The organism is Lysobacter sp. GX 14042 (assembly GCF_021390425.1).
Lineage (GTDB): Bacteria > Pseudomonadota > Gammaproteobacteria > Xanthomonadales > Xanthomonadaceae > Novilysobacter.
This window is the reverse complement of sequence record NZ_JAJUWY010000012.1, coordinates 31498-49309: the sequence shown is the minus strand read 5'-3', so window position 1 is coordinate 49309 and position 17812 is coordinate 31498. Positions and strand designations below refer to the sequence as shown.

Here is a 17812-nt window from a genome sequence, read left to right as displayed (position 1 = left end):
CCTCGTCGTGGAGCGCGGCTGCGTAAGGGTTGCTTCGCCGGATGGGATTCGGGCCAGGACCGTGTTATGGCACCGGGGCACCGAGCTTGGCAAAGACTCCACCGGCTACTACCTGCGCAACGCCGGGACTAGGACGATCTATCACTTCGGGAATCAGATCTCATTCGGGGGTGGTGAAATGCCGTCGGATTGGGCCGAGCGTGGCTATCCTGAAGTGGCTGAACGCTGCGCACCTCCATACGCCTCGGGCTGGCTGCCCCAGTGATGCAGGCCCCACTCCACGGATTCCGTCATGCCGGGGCAAGAACCGCCCGCGCCGTTCTTCGCGGAAGTGCAGCCATCGCCGCTGTGCTCGTCGCGCTGGGCATCTGATGGCGGCCGTGCCCTGGAGCTTCGTCGGGTGGGCGCTGTATCGCATCGCCTGCGGGCGTTTTCTCGCAGCGCGGCGCGGCGCAGCTTGATTCAGGCACGAGCCGTGGAATCATCCGTACTCAAAACGCTACAGCGGCAACGGAAACGCCTGCTTCAAAGCTACGCGATCCACGTTGCCTGGTTTTCCGCGATGGTCATCACGGCACTCAACGGCTCCTCCAGGACGACGGTGGCCGTGGCGGTCCTGCTCGCGCTCATCACCGTCCCGCCCGTGATCGCGTACGCAACTGCCGTTCACAGGACCTGCCGGATCCTCGATCCGCGCGCCAGGACCATCGGCTTGGTTCCCATGCTTGTCATGACGGTGCTGTTTACTCCCTTCGAGTCCGGTCTGATCGTCCCGGCGAAGAACCTCCTGGTGTCCGGCAGGCTCCTGAGGCAAGCGCGCCTTGCTGCCCAGCCGCCTGACGGTTCCGAAGAACGGCCGGCGGCGTCATGAGCATCATGTTGGAGCGAGCGTACGCTATCGTGGCGTCCGTCCCGTTGCCGCCCCCCTGAGGTAAGCCCCATGCAGACCATCCTCGTTCCCGTATCGGTCGGCGAGCTGGCCGACAAGGTCTCGATCCTGCAGATCAAGGCCGAGCGCATCGGCGATACGGCCAAGCGCGCCCACGTGGAGCTGGAGCTCGGTGGCCTGTTGCCGCTGTGGCGCGGGCAGCTGGCCGGCAAGCCCGGGCTCGGGCCGGTCTACGCCGAGCTGAAGGCGGCCAACGAGCGCATGTGGGACGTGCAGGATGCGCTGCGTGCCAAGGAAGCGGCACAGGCCTTCGATGCGGAATTCGTCGAACTGGCGCGTGCGGTCGCCGCCCGCAACGGCGAGCGGGTCGCGGCGAAGAACCGCATCAACCAGCTCGCCGGGTCGGAGTTCGTCGAGGAAAAGCAGTACCAGGCCCAGGAATCCTGAAGCCGGTACCGAGGACCGCGGCTAGCCCGTGTTCTGGATCCCGGCCGCGATGCCGTTCACCGTCGCCATCAAGGCATGCAGCCGCTCGTCGTCGGGGCGGCCTTCGGCACGCCAGCGCGCCAGCAGGTCCACCTGCAGCAGGCTGATCGGGTCGACGTAGGGGTTGCGCAGTCGGATCGAGCGGGCAAGCTTGGGGTCGCCCTCCAGCAGCTCGCCGGCGCCCTTGATCGCGAGCACCGCCTCGACGGTCCGCCGGAATTCGGCGGCGATGCCCGGGTGCAGCCGGGCGTGCAGGTCGCCCTGCGGCAGCGCCGCGGCCAGCAGCGAATAGCGCTCGAAGATCCCCGGGTCGGACTTGGCCAGCACCATCTCGACATCGTCGATGAGCGTGCCGAAGAACGGCCAGTCGCGCGCCATGGTGGCCAGGGCGTCCAGGCCGTGTGCGTCGATGGCCCGCTCAAGGGCGGTGCCCACCCCGTACCAGGCGGTCAGGCCGGAGCGGTTCTGCGCCCAGGAGAACACCCAGGGAATCGCCCGCAGTGCGTCGACATCGCCGCTGCCTCCGCGCTTGCTTGGCCGCGAGCCGATGCGCAGGCGCTCGATCACCTCGATCGGGGTGGCCGCGCGGAAGTACGCGGGGAAATCCGGATGTTCATGCACCAGGGTGCGGTAGTGCCGGCGGGCGTCGCCGGCCAGCCGGTCGGCGATCCGTGACCACGCCTGCTCGCGGCCGTCGGCCGGGCGCGGGCGCAGGCTGGCGCGCAGCACCGCGCTGGTGGTCTGCTCCAGGTTGCGCAGGGCGATGGCGCGGATGCCGTACTTGCGGTGGATCACCTCGCCCTGTTCGGTCAGCCGCAGGTAGCCGTCGACCGAGCCGCGCGGGCCGGCGATCACCGCCCGTCCGGTCTTGCCGCCGCCGCGGCTGATCGAGCCGCCACGGCCGTGGAAGAAGGCGATGCGCACGCCGCTCTCGCGCGCCAGCTCCAGCAGCGCCCGCTGGGTACGCTGCAGCGCCCAGCGCGAGGCCACGATGCCGCCGTCCTTGGCGCTGTCGGAGTAGCCGAGCATCACCACCTGGCGGTTGCCGCGCGCCTCCAGGTGGGCGCGGTATTCGGGATCGCCGAACAGCGCACGCAGGGTGTCGGCGGCGGCATCGAGGTCGTCCACGGTCTCGAACAGCGGTGCCACGTCCAGCGGCACCTGGCCGCCTTCGACGCAGCCGGCGATGCGGGCCAGTGCCAGCACCGCCAGCGCGTCGGCCGCCGAGCGGCTCATGCTGACGATGTACGGCCCGAACACCCGCTCGCCGTAGCGCGGGCGCAGGGCGGCGACGGTGCGGAACACTTCCAGGGTGGGGGCGGCGCCGGGCGCCGCCGGGTCGGCCGGCGCCTGCGTGCCGTCGATCAGCGCGCGCAGTGTCGTTGCACGCGTATCAACGTCGCGGCCGGCCCAGTCGTCCTCGCCCAGCAGCGCCGCCAGCGCGGCGTCGTGCGCGGAGGACTCCTGGCGCAGGTCGAGGCTGGCCAGGTGGAAGCCGAAGCAGCGCGCGCGCCGCAGCACCCGCTGCACCGCATGGCAGCCGGCATTGGCGCCGCGGTTGTCGCGCAGGCTGGCCAGCAGCAGCTCGAGGTCGGCGACGAAGGCGGCCGCCTCCGGGTAGCCGCCAGCGGCGTCGTCCGCGGTCAGGCGCAGGCGCTCGTCCATCAGCAACAGCAGGTTGCGGTAGGGCATGTCGACGTGCCGCGGGTGCAGGCCGGCGGCCGCGCCTGGCAGCAGCGTGCGGTACTCGGCCAGCCGGGCCAGCAGCGCCGCGTCCACCTCCACCCGCCCCAGCGACTGGCTGAGCAGGTCGGCCAGGGGCGCCAGGTCACGGCGGTAGGCTTCCAGCACCAGGCCCCGCTGGGTGGCCAGGGTGTCGGCGATGGTGTCGGCGCCCACGTTGGGGTTGCCGTCCATGTCGCCGCCGACCCAGCTGCCGAAGCCAAGCACCGCGTCGGGCACCGCCACCCCGGGGTAGCGCGCGCGCACCGCGTCGGCGAACACCTCGAGGAAGTCCGGCAACACCCGGTACAACACCTCGGACAGGTAGAAGCCGACGTGCTCGAACTCGTCGGCGACGCTGGGCTTCGCGGACGGCGCCTCGGCGGTCTGCCAGCTGGCGGTGAGCGCCACGCGGATGCGCTCGCGGGCCTGCTGGCGTTCCGGCGGTGTCAGGGTGCGGTCGAGATCGGCCAGCAGCGCCTGCACCACCTGCCGCTCCTTGTGCAGCAGCACCCGGCGGACCGCCTCGGTGGGGTGGGCGGTGAACACCGGCTCGATGCGCATGCGCTCCAGCAGTGCCCCGAGGCCCGCGGCATCGACGCCGTCCTCCTGCAGCCGGCCGACCACGTCGTGCAGGCCTTCGGGCTGTACCCCGTGTTCGGCGCGTTCGTGGTCGCGGCGGCGGCGGATCCGGTGCACCCGCTCAGCCAGGTTCACTGCCTGGAAATAGGTGGAGAAGGCCCGTACCAGGTCGGCCGCCCCGTCGACCGGCCGGTCGGCCAGGGCGTCCACCAGCACGTCCACCGGGGCCCGGTCCTCGCGGCGGCGCACGGCCAGCCGGCGCAGCGCCTCGACCTCGTCGAGGAACGGCTGGCCGCGCTGGTCGGCCAGGATCGCCCCCACCAGGGCGCCGAGCTGGTTGACGTCCTCGCGCAGCAGCTCGTCGGCCGGGCCGAACTCGACGCTGCGCAGGGCCGGGCCGGTGTCCGGCCCGGAGGCTGCACTGTGGTCTGCACTCATGGGCGCAGCCTAACGCAGGCGGCGCGCCGGACCGGCTAGTAAGCGAATTCGCGGAACACCGGCTCCACGCTGCCCTGCCATGCGCCGTGGAACAGCTCCAGCTTGCGGTCGGCGGCGGTGGCGCCGGCCTCGGCCATCTCCATCAGCGGACCGAGGAAGATGCGCTCGTCCACGCCGTTGTCGTTGAACCGGGCGCGCCGCCCCAGGCCGCGGGCGGAGATCTCCAGCGCGCGCCGGGCCAGGTCGAGCAGGGTGCCGTCGCGGAACGGCAGCTTGAGCGCATGGCGCGGCGCGCCGTCACGCAGCGCGTTGCGCTCTTCCATGCTGAAGTCGCGCACCAGCGCCCAGGCTTCGTCCAGCGCGTCGTCGTCGTACAGCAGCCCGACCCAGAACGCCGGCAGCGCGCAAATGCGGTTCCAGGGGCCGGAATCGGCGCCACGCATCTCCAGGTATTTCTTCAGCCGCACCTCGGGGAAGGCGGTGGTGCAGTGGTCGGCCCAGTCCTGCAGGGTCGGCTTCTGCCCCGGCAGCGCCGGCAGGCGGCCGTCCATGAAGTCGCGGAAGGACTGGCCGGCAACGTCGATGTAGCGCCCCTCGCGGTAAACGAAGTACATCGGCACGTCGAGCAGGTAGTCGACCCAGCGCTCGTAGCCGAAGCCGTCCTCGAACACGAAGTCGAGCATCCCGGTGCGGTCCGGGTCCGTGTCGGTCCAAATGTGCGAGCGGTAGGACAGGAAGCCGTTGGGCCGGCCCTGGGTGAACGGCGAATCGGCGAACAGCGCGGTGGCCACCGGCTGCAGCGCCAGGCCGACGCGGAACTTGCGCACCATGTCGGCTTCGGACTCCACGTCCAGGTTGACCTGCACGGTCGCGGTGCGGGTCATCATGTCCAGGCCGAGGTTGCCGACGGTGGGCATGTAGCGGCGCATGATCGCGTAGCGGCCCTTGGGCATCCACGGCATGTCCTCGCGCTTCCACAGCGGCTGGAAGCCCATCCCGAGGAAACCCACGCCCAGCGGCTCGGCGACCGAGCGCAGTTCGCGCAGGTGGCTGGCGGCCTCGCGGCAGGTCTCGTGCAGGGTGGCCAGCGGCGCGCCGGACAGCTCCAGCTGGCCCGCCGGCTCCAGCGACACCGAGGCATCGCCACGGGTCAGCGCGATGGTGCGGCCGTGCTCGCGCACCGGCTGCCAGCCGTACTGCACCAGGCCCTCGAGCAGCGCCTCGATGCCGCCCTCGCCGTCGAAGGCGGGCGGGCGCAGGGTGTCGTGGCGGAAGCCGAATTTCTCGTGCTCGGTGCCGATGCGCCAGTCGTCGCGGCGGCGCATGCCGGAGGTGAGATAGCCGAGCAGCTGCTCGCGCGAATGCAGGGTTTCCTGCTCGACGTGGCTGGGACCGGACACGGCTACCTCGCGCTGATGTCTGTCTGGGGAAGGGCCGGACCGGCTTCGTCGCGCAGTTCCAGCCAGCCGGAGATCACCGCGCGCGCCTCGTCCAGGCCCTGCTTGGCCAGGGCCGAGAACAGCTGGACGGTGACCGCTTGGCCGAACTCGCGGCGCAGGTCGTTGCGCACCGCTTGCATCGCGTTGCCGCCGGCGCCGCGGCCCAGCTTGTCGGCCTTGGTCAGGATGGCGTGCGCCGGCAGGCCGCGGTTGGCGGCGTAGCCGAGCATCTGCCGGTCGTATTCCCTGAGCGGGTGGCGCACGTCCATGACCACCACCAGCCCGCGCAGGGCATTGCGGTTGGCGAAGTAGGCGTCGATGAAGCCCTGCCAGTGCGCCTGCAGGTCCTTGGGGACCTTGGCGTAGCCGTAGCCGGGCAGGTCGACCAGGTAGCGCTGCTCGCGCGGCGGGACTTCGAAATACACCAACTGCTGGGTCCGCCCGGGGGTCTTGGAGACCCGCGCCAGCGCGTTCTGCCGGCAGATCGCGTTGAGCGCGCTGGACTTGCCGGCGTTGGAGCGGCCGGCGAAGGCGACCTCGAAGCCGCCGTCGGGCGGCAGCTGGCCGGGGGTGTGGGCGGCCAGCAGGTAGCGGGCGCGTTCGAGCGGGTTGTCCATGGCGCAAGGATCGCACGCCGGCAGGCCCCGCGGGACCTGCGTTGACCCGTACCCGGCCGGCAACGATAATTCCAAGGTTCCGACGGTGCACGGCGGCCGTCGCCCCAGCGTTTCACGGAGCCATCCAATGAGCCACGCCCGCGTCCTCGGTATCGGCCTCGCCGCCCTGGCGGCAGCCGCTGTCGCCTATGCCCAGACCGAGGTCACCCCGATCCCGGACACCGCCCCGGTGGAGTCCGCCCCGCTGGAACCGGCGGCCCCGGAGGCTCCGACCACCTGGGGCGACCCGCAGAACGGGCAGACGCTGGCCGGGACCTGCGCCGCCTGCCACGGCCTTGACGGCAACTCGCTCGACCCGATGTACCCGCGGCTTGCCGGCCAGAGCGAACACTACATCGCCGAACAGATCGCCCGCTTCAAGTCCGGCGAGCGCAGCGACGGCATGGCGCTGATCATGAAGCCGTTCGCCGACATGCTCAGCGGCCAGGATGCGCGCGACGTCGGTGCCTGGTTCGCGACCCAGAAGTCCGGTGCCGGCGTCGCCGACGACAGCGTGGTCACCTCCGGTCCGTACGAGGGCATGCGCTTCTACGAGGTCGGCCAGCAGCTGTACCGCTCCGGCGCTGCCGACCGGGGCATCCCGGCCTGCATGGCCTGCCACGGCCCCGACGGCAGTGGCAACCCGGGCCCGGCCTACCCGCACGTGGGCGGGCAGTTCGCCAGCTACACCCAGCAGCGGCTGGAGACCTTCCGCAATGGCACCGGCGCCGAGACCGGCGAGCCGCTGTTCCGGATCATGGCCCACATCGCCGACCGCCTGACCGACGAGGAAGTCGGCGCCCTGGCCAGCTACATGGAAGGCCTGCACCCGGCCGCCGACGACCTGGTCGCCAGCGCCGCACCGGTCCCCGCGGCAGCTCCCGCCCCGGCGCAGGCCGCGGACGAGGTGCCCACCGCGCAGGACACGCTCCAGGCCGATGGCGAAGGGCTGCCGGCCGATGGTGCGCAGGCGCCGGCCGCCGACCCGGCGGCAACGGACGCGGCGCCGGTCGATGACGGCGCCGACGCCGACACGGACGTGCCGGCGGAAGACGGCGACACCGCCGCGGACGCCGACAGCGGCGCCGCGGAGCTGGGTTGAACGCGGCCGCGCCGCGCCGCCCTCCATGCATTGCCAGTAGCGCCGGCCGTTCCCACGGCCGGCGTTTTCGTTTCCGTCACAGGAACCAGGAGTCCTCCATGCTTTCAGGCCTTCGCCGCCATGCCCGCCGGCTGCTGCTTGCCGCCGGCCTTGCCGTGCTCGCCCTGCCATTGGCCGCCGGCGCCCAGGCGCCGGTTGCCGGCGTGGACTACATCGAGATCGCGGACGGTGCCCCGTTCGCCGCGCAGGCCGGCCGGATCGAGGTCGCCGAGGTGTTCGGCTACACCTGCCCGCACTGCGCCAGCTTCGAGCCGCACCTGGTGGCCTGGGCGCGCACCCTGCCCGATGACGTCGAACTGGTCCGCATCCCGGCCCCGTTCGGTGGCCACTGGATGCCCTACGCGCGGGCGTACTACGCCGCCCAGGCGCAGGGCCTCGCGGAGCGCACCCACGGCGCGATGTTCGACGCCATCCACCAGGCCGGCACGCTGCCGGCCAGCGGCGTGAGCGACGCGCAGCTCGCGGACTTCTATGCCGCACGCGGCGGCGACCGCGACCGCCTGCTGGCGGACCTTCGCAGCCCCGACACCGCCGCGAAGCTGCGCCAGGCGCGCGAGTTCCTGGTGCACAGCGAAGTCGACGGCACCCCGTCGCTGGTGGTCAACGGCCGCTACAAGGTGACCGGACGCACCATCGCCGACATCCTGCGGATCACCGACGCGCTGATCGAGCGCGAGCGTGCCGCCGGCCGCTGAACGCACGCCGCCCCCTACACCTGCCGCTTCCCGAACGCTGGCTATGCTGCTCCGGTCGGGTGGCATGGCCTCCGCACCCGACCCGATCCACCGGAGAACCCCGATGAAACTGCGCTTCCCACACCTGCCGCGACTCGGCCTGGTCCTCACCGCCGCGCTGGCGCTCGCCGCCTGTGGCCAGGATGCCCCGGCACCGGCCGCACCGGCCACCACGCCGACCCAGGCCGCCGCGCCCGCCGGCACCACCGCCGCACCGGCCGCCGCACCGGCCGCCGGACAGCAGCAGGCCGCGCCCGCGCCGGAGCGCACCCCCGGCCCGGTCGTGCCGCCGCAGGGCCCGGCGCCGGTCGCCGGGACCGACTACGTCGAGATCGCCAGCGGCCAGCCGTACAAGCCGGGCAATCCGCACATCGAGGTGGTCGAGGGCTTCGGCTACACCTGCCCGGCCTGCGCGCAGTTCGAGCCGCTGGTCACCGCCTGGGCCGCGCGCCTGCCGGCCGACGTCGAGTTCATCCCGGTCCCGGCGCCGTTCGGCGGCTTCTGGATGCCCTACGCCAAGGCCTACTACGCGGCCGAGGCGGCGGGGGTCCTGGAGCAGAGCCACGACGCGATGTTCGACGCCTTCCACGTGCGGCGCCAGCTCGACCACGAATCCACCGAGCCGGAGATCGCCCAGTTCTACGGCCAGTTCGGCGTCGACCCGCAGGAGTTCGCCCGCACCATGTCGAGCTTCGCGGTCAACGCCAAGCTCAACCGCGCACGCCAGTTCCTGCAGCGCACCGGCGTGGACAGCACCCCGACCCTGGTCATCGATGGTCGCTACCGGGTGATCGGCGGCACCAGCTGGGAGGACAAGCTGCGCATCGCCGACCACCTGATCGCCATGCGCCGCGAGGCCCGCGGCAGTACCGCGGAGGCACCGGCCCAGGCCGGTGGGGCCGGCGCCGCTCCGGCAGGCGAAGGCGAAGCACCCGCCGAAACCGACGTCGGGCCGGACGGCGCATAGGAATCCGATGGCACGGCAGGCACCCGCAACGGGCACCACCGCTCCTCCGCCGGATCCGGCGGAGGAGCCGCGCCGGCTGCGCCTGCTCAGTGCCAACATCCAGGCCGGCTCGAGCACCCGCGGGTACACCGACTATGTCTCGCGAAGCTGGTCGCACGTGCTGCCGGCCGGCAACAAGCGCCTGAGCCTGGACCGCATCGCCGAGCTCGCCGGTGCCTACGACATCGTCGGCCTCAACGAGGCCGACCCCGGCAGCCTGCGCTCGGGCTTCACCAACCAGACCCACTACGTCGCCCAGCGTGCCGGTTTCGATTACTGGACCCACCAGCCCAACCGCCGGGTGGGCGGGGTGGCGTCCAGCGCCAACGCACTGCTGAGCAAGCTGGAGCCGCGCGAGATCATCCACCACCCGCTGCCAGGGCGGATTTCCGGCCGTGGCGTACTGCTGGGCCGCTTCGGCGACGGCCGCCACGGACTGCTGGTGGCCGTGGCGCACCTGTCTCTGGGGGCGAACTCGCGGGCCTCGCAGCTGGCCTTCATCGCCGAGCTGCTGCATGACCACCCCAACGCGGTGCTGATGGGCGATTTCAACGCCTCGCTGGACCGGCCGGAAGTGCAGGCGCTGTTCCGCCAGACCCGGCTGCAGCCGCCGTCGTGCATCGTGCCGACTTTCCCCAGCTGGCGGCCACAGCGCGCGATCGACCACATCCTGGTCGGCGACGGGCTGGCCTGCTCGGGCGCCTGCGCGATGCCGGCGGCCAACTCCGACCACCTCGCGTTGTCGCTGGAGCTGGACGTGCCGGAGTCGGCGCTGGCCTGACGCGCCAGCGCCCGCCGGCGTCGGCTCAGTCTTCCTTGAACACCCCGGCGGCCATGTCGTACCAGGGCGTGCACAGCTTCTGCTGGGCCTGCACCACGGCGAACGAGCCACGCCATACCTCGATACCGCCGCCCTGCTGTGGCTGGTCGAACAGCGCCTGGTCGAACGGGGCCATGCCCAGGCACCAGCGCGCCCGGCGCGGAACCTCGCCGGGCACGGCGAGCTGGAAGCTGCCCTCGAGCATCTGCCCGGCCGCGAGCCGCGCGGCCAACGGAGTGGGCGGGCTGGTCGGTGCCGGCTGCGGCAACGGCAGGGCGACGTGGCCGAAGGTGTAGTCGCCGTCGCCCTCGTCACGGAACAGCGGCGCGGGCACCGCGCCCGGCTCGAGCCGGCCGGCGAGCACCGCGTGGCGGTCGCCCCGGTCGAACACCGCCAGGTCCTCCCCGCCGGTGTTGTGCAAGCGGTAGCGCACCTGCACCACGTCCTCGCTGCCCTGGTCGAAGTCGACTTCCAGTCGGGCACCCCTGCCCTCGATCACGGTCGTTGCGAACTGCGTGGTGATGGTCGGCATTGCGTCGTTCCCCTTGTTGGAGCTTGCGGACGGACCGGAGGCCGCCGCGCCGTCATGGGCGCAGGCGGCGGTTGTCGCCAACAGTACGCCGGCAAGGACGCCGGCGCATATTCCCCTGCATCGATCCTGCATCAGAACCTCAGGTCGGCGCGCAGGTAGAAATAGCGCCCGCCGGGGATGTCGTAGGTGGAGGCGTCGTAACCGTTGAGTGAGCAGGACAGGCACAGGGGCGGATCCTCGTCGAACAGGTTGTTGGCGCCGGCGGTCAGTTGCAGGCCGCGCAGCACCTCGAAACGGTAGCCCAGCTGGAGGTCGTGGTAGGTGATCGCGTCCAGGGTGTGGGTGCCTTCGTCCGGGTTGCTGCAGACCGGGAAGCCCACCGCGTCGCCACACAGCTCCTCCAGTTCGCTGACGTGGCGCACGGTCCACGAGGCGTTCCAGGCGCCACGCCGCCAGTCCAGCATCGCGTTGGAGGTCCAGTCGGGTATCGCGCTGTCGTTGACCTCGATGCCGATCCGCCGCGGCTGCACCTGGCCGGCGGCGCCGACCGCTTCGTAGCGGGTGACGAAGGTGTTCTGCCAAGCCAGGCGGAAACGCCCCAGGCCGGTCTCCGGAAGGCTCCAGGACACGTCGGCGTCCCAGCCGTCGGTGCGGATGGAGCCCAGGTTGGTCAGCCGGTTGTTGAAGCCGTTGATGCTGCCCACCGACGAGCGGGTAATGCCGTCGCAGTACAGCGGGTCGAGGGTGTCCACGCACAGGTTGAGCTGGGTCTGGGCGTCGATCGCCTGCACCGCGCCCTGCAGGCTGTGGCGGTAGAAGGTCAGCTCCAGGTCCAGGCGCTCCGACCAGCGCACGTTGCTGGCGAATGCCGGGCTGAACACCAGTCCGGCGGTGAAGCTGCGGACGGTCTCAGGCTGCAGTTCCTCGTTGCCGCCGGTGGTCACCGAGATCTGCGGGTTGGTCTGCACCGCCCCGGCAGGCACGCCCAGCGCCGCGCAGTTGCCGGGGTCGCCGTCGGGCGCGCTGCCGTCGACGCCGACCAGGCACGGATCGATGAGTTGCAGGTCGGCGCGGCTGGCCGAGCCGTACAGTTCGCCGATGGAGGACGCGCGGAAGCCCTCGGCATAGGTCGCGCGCAGCAGCAGCTCGTCGGCGACCTGCCAGCGCAGCCCGTACTTGGGGGTGAACTGGCTGCCGAAGGTCGAGTAGTCCGAGTAGCGCCCGGCCAGGCTCAGGTCCAGCGACTTGCCGAAGAAGCCTTCCCCGAGCAGCGGGACGTTGAACTCGATATAGGCCTCGTTGACGTCGTACTCGCCCGAGGTCGGCAGCGAGGGCACGCCGTTGTAGTGGCCGGCGACGGTCAGCGGATCGGGCCGGTACCAGCCTTCGTAGCGGCGGTGCTCCACGCCGCCGGCGAAGGACAGCGGGCCGGCCCACAGCTCGGCGATGTCGCCGGAGACGTTGGCGGTGAACTGGTCCAGGCGTTGCTCGCTGCGGTCGCGCACCACCGGCTGGATCCACGCCAGCATCTCCGGGGTGATGCTGCCCGGGCCGCCGAACACGTCCAGCGGTACGCAGCCGGGCGTGGCCGCGCAGGCCGCGGGATCGCCCAGCGCGGTGGCGATGTTGAGGATGTTGTAGCTGCCGTAGTTGGCCTGCTCGGCCTCGTTGCGGCTGCTGGCCAGGTTCAGGTCCCAGAACCAGGTGCGCATCCCGGCGTCGAAGGTGCCTTCCAGCCCGGCGCCGAAGTAGGTGGTGTCGACCTGCTGCTCGAACACCCGCGCGCCGCCCTCGACCGGCCGACGGCCGACCATGACCAGGTTGGCCTCGTTCTCCGGCGTGGCCGGGTCGTCCACCGAGACCAGGTCGAAGCCGAACGGGTTGTAGGGATTGGCGGCCGAAATGGTGATTGCGTCGGCGAGCGGATTGCCGGTTCCCGCGTCCGGGCCGAGGAAGATCGGCTCGGGCGCGGCCTGGTTGACCGACTCGCGGCGGTTGAACAGCACCTTGGCGTAGCCCTGCAGCCGGTCGTTGAAGTGGAAGCGGTACTGGCCGAAGGCGCCGGTGCGCTCCGACGGGGTCAGCAGCATGTTGTAGGTGGCGAAGTTGAAGCGGTCGGCGCCACCGAAGCAGTGGTAGTCGTCGCTGCGCTCGCAGCCGGCCTGGTTGCGGTCGAACACCGGGCTGCCGGCGCCGTCATTGGGGGTGATGTCGTGGGTCACCCCGGTCGCCGGGTCGGTGAAGATGAAGCGCCCGTGCGGGGTACCCGAACTGCCCAGGGCCAGCCCGGTGCCGGGCACCGGCCAGCGTGACTGCTCGCGGGTGCTGGCCAGGATCCCGTCCTGGTCGACGTGGCTCAGGCCGATGAACAGGTTGCTGCGGTCGGTGTTGTAGCCCCAGGCGAAGTCGAGGCCGGTCTGGCGGCCGTCGCCCCCGCCGTATTCGCCGAGGCTGAGCGAGAGCTGGGCGCCATCGAAGTCGCGGCGGGTGATGATGTTGACCACGCCGGCGATCGCGTCCGAGCCGTACAGCGAGGAAGCGCCGTCCTCGAGCACGTCGATGCGCTCGACGATCGCCAGCGGAATGGTGTTGAGGTCGGTGGTCGCGCCCACGCCCGAGGCCGAGGACTCGTTGACCCAGCGCATGCCGTCGACCAGCACCAGCACCCGCTTGGCCCCGAGATGGCGCAGGTCGACCTGGGCCGAGCCGGCGCCCACCCCGTCACCGTTGGGCGAGAAGCCGAAGTTGCCCGAGGAGTTGAACTTGGTGTTGAGCGCGGAGCCCGCGCCGGTGAGCTCCTGCAGCACGTCGCCGACCGAGGTCAGGCCACTGCGGTCGATGTCCTCGCGGCTGAGCGAGTGCACCGGGACCTGGCTCTCGACCTCCGCCTTGCGGATGCGGGTGCCGGTGACCTGGACGCTGTCCAGGGTGGTGGGGGTGGCACCGGCGTCCTGCCCAGCCGGTGCGGCGAAGGCCGCGACGGGAGCCAGCAGGACGGGGGTGGCGAGGGCAAGGCAGAGCGCGGCCACGAGGGGCCGGCGGCGGGGCGCGTTCATCGACTTCTCTCTCCATGAGCAAGGTCTGGAACGCCGCACCCCTGTTTGCGGCTGGCTCGTTTGTAATCCATCCGGCGGACCACCACAACACCGGCCGGTGGCCGGGCTATGCCGCCAACAGCAGGCTCAGCCCAACCAGCACCAGGAACAGCGCGAACACCTGCCGCAGCTGCGGCCCGGCCAGCCGGTGCGCCAGCCGGGTGCCCCAAGGCGCGGCCAGCACCGAGGCCAGGGCGATGCCGATCGCTGCCGGCAGGTACACGTAGCCCACCGCGTGCTCCGGCAGCGCGCCCGCCGGGGCGTGCAGCGCGTAGCCGGCCGCACTGGCCAGGCCGATCGCGACGCCACAGGCCGACGAGGTGCCGACCGCTTTTACCGGCGCCACCCCGCGCGACACCAGCAGGGGCACGGTCATGCTGCCGCCGCCGATGCCGACCACTGACGACAGCGCGCCGATCACGCCGCCGGCGGCCAGCATCGTCCCCCCACGCGGCGCCATGAGCTGCGCGCCCGCGGCAGCCGGGCGCGACCTGCCGAACTGCATCTGCGCCGCCGCCAGCAGGCAGTAGCCGGCCACCAGCCAGCGCAGCAGCGCCTCGTCGATCCGCACCGCCAGGCCGCTGCCCAGCCAGCCGCCCAGCAGCAGGCCCGGCACCATCCACGCCACGGTTGGCCACAGCACGCTGCCGCGCGCGGAATGCGCGCGCGCGGATGCCGCCGCGGTCAGCACGATGCTGGCCAGCGAGCTGGCCAGGGCCGCATGCATTGCCGCCTCCTGCGGGATGCCCAGCACGGGCAGCAGCCAGGCCAGCGCCGCGACCAGCACCAGTCCACCGCCGACCCCGAGCAGGCCGGCAAGCACCCCGGCAACCACGCCGAGCAGGGGAAACAGCAACCAGGACAGGACCATTGCCACGCCATCGTCGAGTGAAGGATCCGGGCTGCGATATTCATCGCCGCGCCGATATAGTCCGGGCCATGCTGCCCCGACCCCTGCACATCGTACTGGCCGCGCTTGCCGTGGCCGCCACCGGCACCGCCTGTGCCCAGCCCGCGCCCGGCCCGGTGGCGGCGGAAACCGCGCCCGCGCCAGCCCCGCAGCTGGCCCCCGCGCCTGCCACCGCCCCCCCGGAGCCGCGGATCGAAGCGACGCAGGATCCGGTCCTGCCGCGGATCGAGCGCGCGATCGCCGAGGCCGGCAGCGGCCGCCTGGATGCGGTCCCGGCCAGCCTGGCCCACCACCCGCTTTACCGCTGGGTGGTCCACGCCGGCCTGGCCCGCAACCTGGACCGCGCCGACGAGCGGCGCGTGCTGGATTTCATCGGCCAGCACGCGGACGAAGCGGTCGGCGCCGAGATGCGCCGCGCCTGGCTGGCCTCGGTGGCCCGCCGCAACGACCACGCCGCGCTGCTGCGCGCCTGGGACCCCGCCGTCACCGACATGTCGCTGCGCTGCGCCTGGCTGGATGCACGCCAGCGGCTCGAACAGGTGGACACGGACTGGACGCAGGAGGCGCAATCGATCTGGATCAGCAGCGGGCGCTCGTTGCCCGATGCCTGCGATGCGGTGTTCGACGCCCTGTCGGCGCGTGGCGGGCTCCCGGACGCGCTGCGCTGGCAGCGCCTGGAGATGGCCGCCGAGAAGTGGGAGCCGGGCGTGATGCGCTCGATCGCCCGTGGCTTCGGCGCAGCCGAGCGCAGCCTGGCCGGGGACTACGCCGACTTCATCGCCGCCCCGCATGCACGTGCCCTGCAGTGGCCGAAGACCGGGCGCAGCCGGCTCATCGCCTCCCATGGGCTGGCGCGGCTGGGCAAAGAGGACCCCGGCCGTGCCGAGGCGATGCTGCCGCAATACGCCCAGGCGCTGGAGTTCGACGAGGCCGACCGGGGCCGGGTGCTGTTCCAGGTCGCGCTGTGGACGGTCGCTTCCTACCTGCCTGGCGGTGCCGATCGCCTGGCCCGCGTTCCCGCCGCCAGCTACAACGCGCAACTGCACGAGTGGCGGGTTCGCGAGGCGCTGTCGCGCTCGGACTGGCCGGCCGCGCTGGCGGCGATCCGGGCGATGGGGCCGGAGCAGCGCAACGATTCGCGCTACCAGTATTTCGAGGCGCGGCTGGCCGAACTCACCGGCGACCCCGCCACCGCGCAGGAAAAATACCGTGCCGCCGCGCGCCAGCCCGAGTTCCATGGCTTCCTCGCCGCCGACCGGCTCGACCAGCCTTATGCCCTGTGCCCGCGCGGTATCGAGGCCGACGAAGCCACGCAGCGCACGGTTGCCGCCGACCCGGTGCTGCAGCGCGCGATCGGCCTGTACCGCATCGGCCGCCACCGCTGGGCGGTGCTGGAGTGGAACGATGCGCTGTCGCGTTTCAGCGATGCCGGCCGCCGCTACGCGGTCGCCATCGCCCAGGCCAACGGCTGGTTCGACCGCGCGGTGTTCTCGCTGCGCGGAGAGGGCGAGAACCGCCTCTACACCCTGCGCTTCCCGCTGCACCATGACGAGGCGATCCGCCGCGAGGCCGCGCGCAACCGCATCGACCCGGCCTGGGTGGCGGCGGAGATCCGCGCCGAAAGCATCTTCAATCCCGCGGCCCGCTCGCCGGCCGATGCCCGCGGGCTGATGCAGGTGCTGCCCGTCACCGGCGCCGGCGTTGCCCGCCGGATCGGCCGTACCTGGGCCGGCGGCGAGAGCCTGTACGACCCGGAGACCAACATCGCCCTCGGCTCGGCCTACCTGCGGCAGATGCTCGACGAAAACGCCGGCAAGCCTTATTTCGCCATTGCCGGCTACAACGCCGGGCCGACTCCGCTGGCGCGCTGGCGCTCGCAGCGCCCGGGCATGGACGCCGACTTCTGGATCGAGACCATCAGCTACAAGGAAACCCGCGACTACGTCGCCCGGGTGCTGGCCTTCAGCGTGATCTACGACTGGCGGCTGGACGGCGATGCACTGCGGCTGACGGACCGGATGGAGGGACGTACCGGCGGACCGCGCAAGGCCTTCGCGTGCCCGGCCAACTGAGCCTGGCGCTACCGGCGATGCCATCATCCCGGGCATGAAGACCTATCTCGTCGGCGGCGCGGTCCGCGACCGCCTGCTCGGACTGCCGGCCGGCGACCGCGACTGGGTGGTGGTGGGCGAAACCCAGGCCTCCATGCAGGCGGCCGGCTTCAGGCCGGTGGGGCGCGACTTCCCGGTCTTCCTGCATCCGGACACCGGCGAGGAGCACGCGCTGGCCCGTACCGAGCGCAAGTCCGGACGCGGCCACCGCGGCTTCGTGGTCGATGCCGCGCCCTCGGTGACCCTGGAGGAGGACCTGGGCCGGCGCGATTTCACCGTCAACGCCATTGCGCAGCATCCGGACGGCACGCTGGTCGACCCCTACCGCGGCGTGGCCGACCTCGAAGCCCGGGTGCTGCGGCACGTCGGCCCGGCCTTCACCGAGGACCCGCTGCGGGTACTGCGCGCGGCGCGCTTCATGGCCCGGCTGGCACCTCTGGGCTTCACCGTTGCCGACGAGACCCTGGCGCTGATGCGCGGGATGGTCGACTCGGGCGAGTTGGCGGAGCTGGTGCCCGAGCGGGTCTGGCAGGAGCTGCGCAAGGCGGTCGCCGCGCCGCGGCCTTCGGCGTTCCTGCAGACCCTGCGGGCCTGTGGCGCACTGGCGGCGGTGCTGCCGGAGGTCGACGCGCTGTACGGCGTGCCGCAGCGCGCGGAGTACCACCCCGAGGTCGACACCGGCGTGCACGTCGAGCTGGTCTGCGACATGGCCGCGCGGCTGGCGCCCGGCAACGACCTGGTCGGTTTCGCCGCGCTGGTGCACGACCTGGGCAAGGCGCTGACCCCGGCGCACGTGCTGCCGAAACACCTGGGCCACGAGCAGGCTGGCGTGGCCCCGCTGCGCGCCCTGTGCGCGCGCCTGCGGCTGCCTGTCGAGCACTGCCGGCTGGCCGAGATGGTCTGCCGCGAGCACCTCAACGTGCATCGCTTCGACGAGTTGCGGGCCAGTACCGTGGTGAAGCTGCTGGAGCGCTGCGACGGCTTCCGCCGGCCCGAACGGATCGAACTGCTGGCCATCGCCTGCGAGGCCGACAAGCGCGGCCGGGCCGGCCTGGAGGACACGCCCTATCCGTCCCGTGAGGCGCTGCTGGCGGCGCTGGCGGCGGCGCGCTCGGTCAGGGCCTCCAACCTGCCACCGGGACTGGAAGGCCCGGCGATCGGCCAGGCGCTGCGCCAGGCGAGGATCCGTGCCGTCGCCGGGGCGACCGGCAAGAAGCCCTGAGCGGTCGG

The 17812-nt window shown here is 71.9% G+C and carries 14 protein-coding genes and 1 pseudogene; 9 read left to right on the top strand and 6 right to left on the bottom strand.

The genetic code is table 11. The features are described from left to right. From LY625_RS12685 to LY625_RS12675, 3 genes are all read left to right on the top strand, one after another. Positions 1–265, top strand: a 265-nt coding sequence (locus tag LY625_RS12685; protein ID WP_233740673.1) for a hypothetical protein, incomplete at its 5' end; no start/stop codon positions are given. Between the two features lie 27 nt (positions 266–292). Then, entirely contained in the window at positions 293–871 is a 579-nt protein-coding gene (locus tag LY625_RS12680) for a hypothetical protein (RefSeq protein ID WP_233740672.1), read from the top strand. A 69-nt stretch (positions 872–940) separates the two neighbouring features. After that, a complete protein-coding gene (locus LY625_RS12675; protein ID WP_233740671.1) occupies positions 941–1336 on the top strand; it encodes a hypothetical protein in 396 nt (131 codons plus the stop codon). Positions 1337–1357: 21 nt separating this feature from the next. Here the strand turns inward: LY625_RS12675 and ppc are convergent, their stop codons facing one another. Genes ppc through yihA form a run of 3 tightly spaced genes read right to left on the bottom strand, consistent with a single transcriptional unit; the run spans position 1358 to position 6173 of the window. Further along, on the bottom strand, positions 1358–4117 hold the full coding sequence (gene ppc / locus LY625_RS12670; protein ID WP_233740670.1) for a phosphoenolpyruvate carboxylase: 2760 nt from the start codon (positions 4115–4117) through the stop codon (positions 1358–1360). Between the two features lie 35 nt (positions 4118–4152). Further along, positions 4153–5517 (bottom strand): glutamate--cysteine ligase, encoded by a 1365-nt coding sequence (locus LY625_RS12665; RefSeq protein WP_233740669.1) that lies wholly within the window; start codon positions 5515–5517, stop codon positions 4153–4155. A gap of 2 nt (positions 5518–5519) precedes the next feature. Further along, complete coding sequence (gene yihA / locus LY625_RS12660) at positions 5520–6173, bottom strand: ribosome biogenesis GTP-binding protein YihA/YsxC (RefSeq protein ID WP_233740668.1); 654 nt, start codon at positions 6171–6173, stop codon at positions 5520–5522. Between the two features lie 127 nt (positions 6174–6300). Between yihA and LY625_RS12655 the strand changes: the two are divergent. The 4 genes and pseudogenes from LY625_RS12655 to LY625_RS12640 form a co-directional block, all read left to right on the top strand. Next, a pseudogene (locus LY625_RS12655) lies at positions 6301–7104 on the top strand (c-type cytochrome); the annotation flags it as partial. A gap of 308 nt (positions 7105–7412) precedes the next feature. Beyond that, positions 7413–8069, top strand: a complete 657-nt coding sequence (locus LY625_RS12650; protein ID WP_233740667.1) for a thiol:disulfide interchange protein DsbA/DsbL — start codon at positions 7413–7415, stop codon at positions 8067–8069. 103 nt (positions 8070–8172) lie between these two features. Then, positions 8173–9075: a thiol:disulfide interchange protein DsbA/DsbL gene (locus tag LY625_RS12645; RefSeq protein WP_233740666.1), complete on the top strand. Its 903-nt coding sequence runs from the start codon at positions 8173–8175 to the stop codon at positions 9073–9075. Between the two features lie 82 nt (positions 9076–9157). After that, the gene (locus LY625_RS12640; protein WP_233740678.1) at positions 9158–9895 is read left to right on the top strand and encodes an endonuclease/exonuclease/phosphatase family protein; all 738 of its coding nucleotides are present in this window, start codon (positions 9158–9160) and stop codon (positions 9893–9895) included. A gap of 25 nt (positions 9896–9920) precedes the next feature. Here LY625_RS12640 and LY625_RS12635 read toward each other — a convergent pair whose 3' ends face one another. The 3 genes from LY625_RS12635 to LY625_RS12625 form a co-directional block, all read right to left on the bottom strand. Next, positions 9921–10466 (bottom strand): hypothetical protein, encoded by a 546-nt coding sequence (locus tag LY625_RS12635; protein WP_233740665.1) that lies wholly within the window; start codon positions 10464–10466, stop codon positions 9921–9923. Positions 10467–10597: 131 nt separating this feature from the next. After that, entirely contained in the window at positions 10598–13522 is a 2925-nt protein-coding gene (locus LY625_RS12630) for a TonB-dependent receptor (RefSeq protein ID WP_233740664.1), read from the bottom strand. Between the two features lie 106 nt (positions 13523–13628). After that, positions 13629–14432 carry a sulfite exporter TauE/SafE family protein gene (locus LY625_RS12625; protein WP_233740663.1) on the bottom strand — a complete coding sequence of 268 codons (804 nt, stop codon included), beginning with the start codon at positions 14430–14432 and terminating at the stop codon, positions 13629–13631. 68 nt (positions 14433–14500) lie between these two features. Between LY625_RS12625 and LY625_RS12620 the strand changes: the two genes are divergently transcribed. Both LY625_RS12620 and LY625_RS12615 read left to right on the top strand, forming a co-directional pair. Further along, positions 14501–16543 (top strand): lytic transglycosylase domain-containing protein, encoded by a 2043-nt coding sequence (locus tag LY625_RS12620; RefSeq protein WP_233740662.1) that lies wholly within the window; start codon positions 14501–14503, stop codon positions 16541–16543. A 34-nt stretch (positions 16544–16577) separates the two neighbouring features. Beyond that, positions 16578–17804 carry a multifunctional CCA addition/repair protein gene (locus LY625_RS12615; protein WP_233740661.1) on the top strand — a complete coding sequence of 409 codons (1227 nt, stop codon included), beginning with the start codon at positions 16578–16580 and terminating at the stop codon, positions 17802–17804. The last annotated feature ends 8 nt before the right edge of the window (positions 17805–17812 follow it).

Excerpts from the sequence above, each read along its gene's own strand:
- LY625_RS12680 (WP_233740672.1), top strand. The coding sequence starts at position 293 with ATGCCGGGGCAAGAACCGCCCGCGCCGTTCTTCGCGGAAGTGCAGCCA.
- LY625_RS12675 (WP_233740671.1), top strand. The coding sequence starts at position 941 with ATGCAGACCATCCTCGTTCCCGTATCGGTCGGCGAGCTGGCCGACAAG.
- ppc (WP_233740670.1), bottom strand. The coding sequence starts at position 4,117 with ATGAGTGCAGACCACAGTGCAGCCTCCGGGCCGGACACCGGCCCGGCC.
- yihA (WP_233740668.1), bottom strand. The coding sequence starts at position 6,173 with ATGGACAACCCGCTCGAACGCGCCCGCTACCTGCTGGCCGCCCACACC.
- LY625_RS12650 (WP_233740667.1), top strand. The coding sequence starts at position 7,413 with ATGCTTTCAGGCCTTCGCCGCCATGCCCGCCGGCTGCTGCTTGCCGCC.
- LY625_RS12645 (WP_233740666.1), top strand. The coding sequence starts at position 8,173 with ATGAAACTGCGCTTCCCACACCTGCCGCGACTCGGCCTGGTCCTCACC.
- LY625_RS12635 (WP_233740665.1), bottom strand. The coding sequence starts at position 10,466 with ATGCCGACCATCACCACGCAGTTCGCAACGACCGTGATCGAGGGCAGG.
- LY625_RS12630 (WP_233740664.1), bottom strand. The coding sequence starts at position 13,522 with ATGAACGCGCCCCGCCGCCGGCCCCTCGTGGCCGCGCTCTGCCTTGCC.
- LY625_RS12625 (WP_233740663.1), bottom strand. The coding sequence starts at position 14,432 with ATGGTCCTGTCCTGGTTGCTGTTTCCCCTGCTCGGCGTGGTTGCCGGG.
- LY625_RS12620 (WP_233740662.1), top strand. The coding sequence starts at position 14,501 with ATGCTGCCCCGACCCCTGCACATCGTACTGGCCGCGCTTGCCGTGGCC.
- LY625_RS12615 (WP_233740661.1), top strand. The coding sequence starts at position 16,578 with ATGAAGACCTATCTCGTCGGCGGCGCGGTCCGCGACCGCCTGCTCGGA.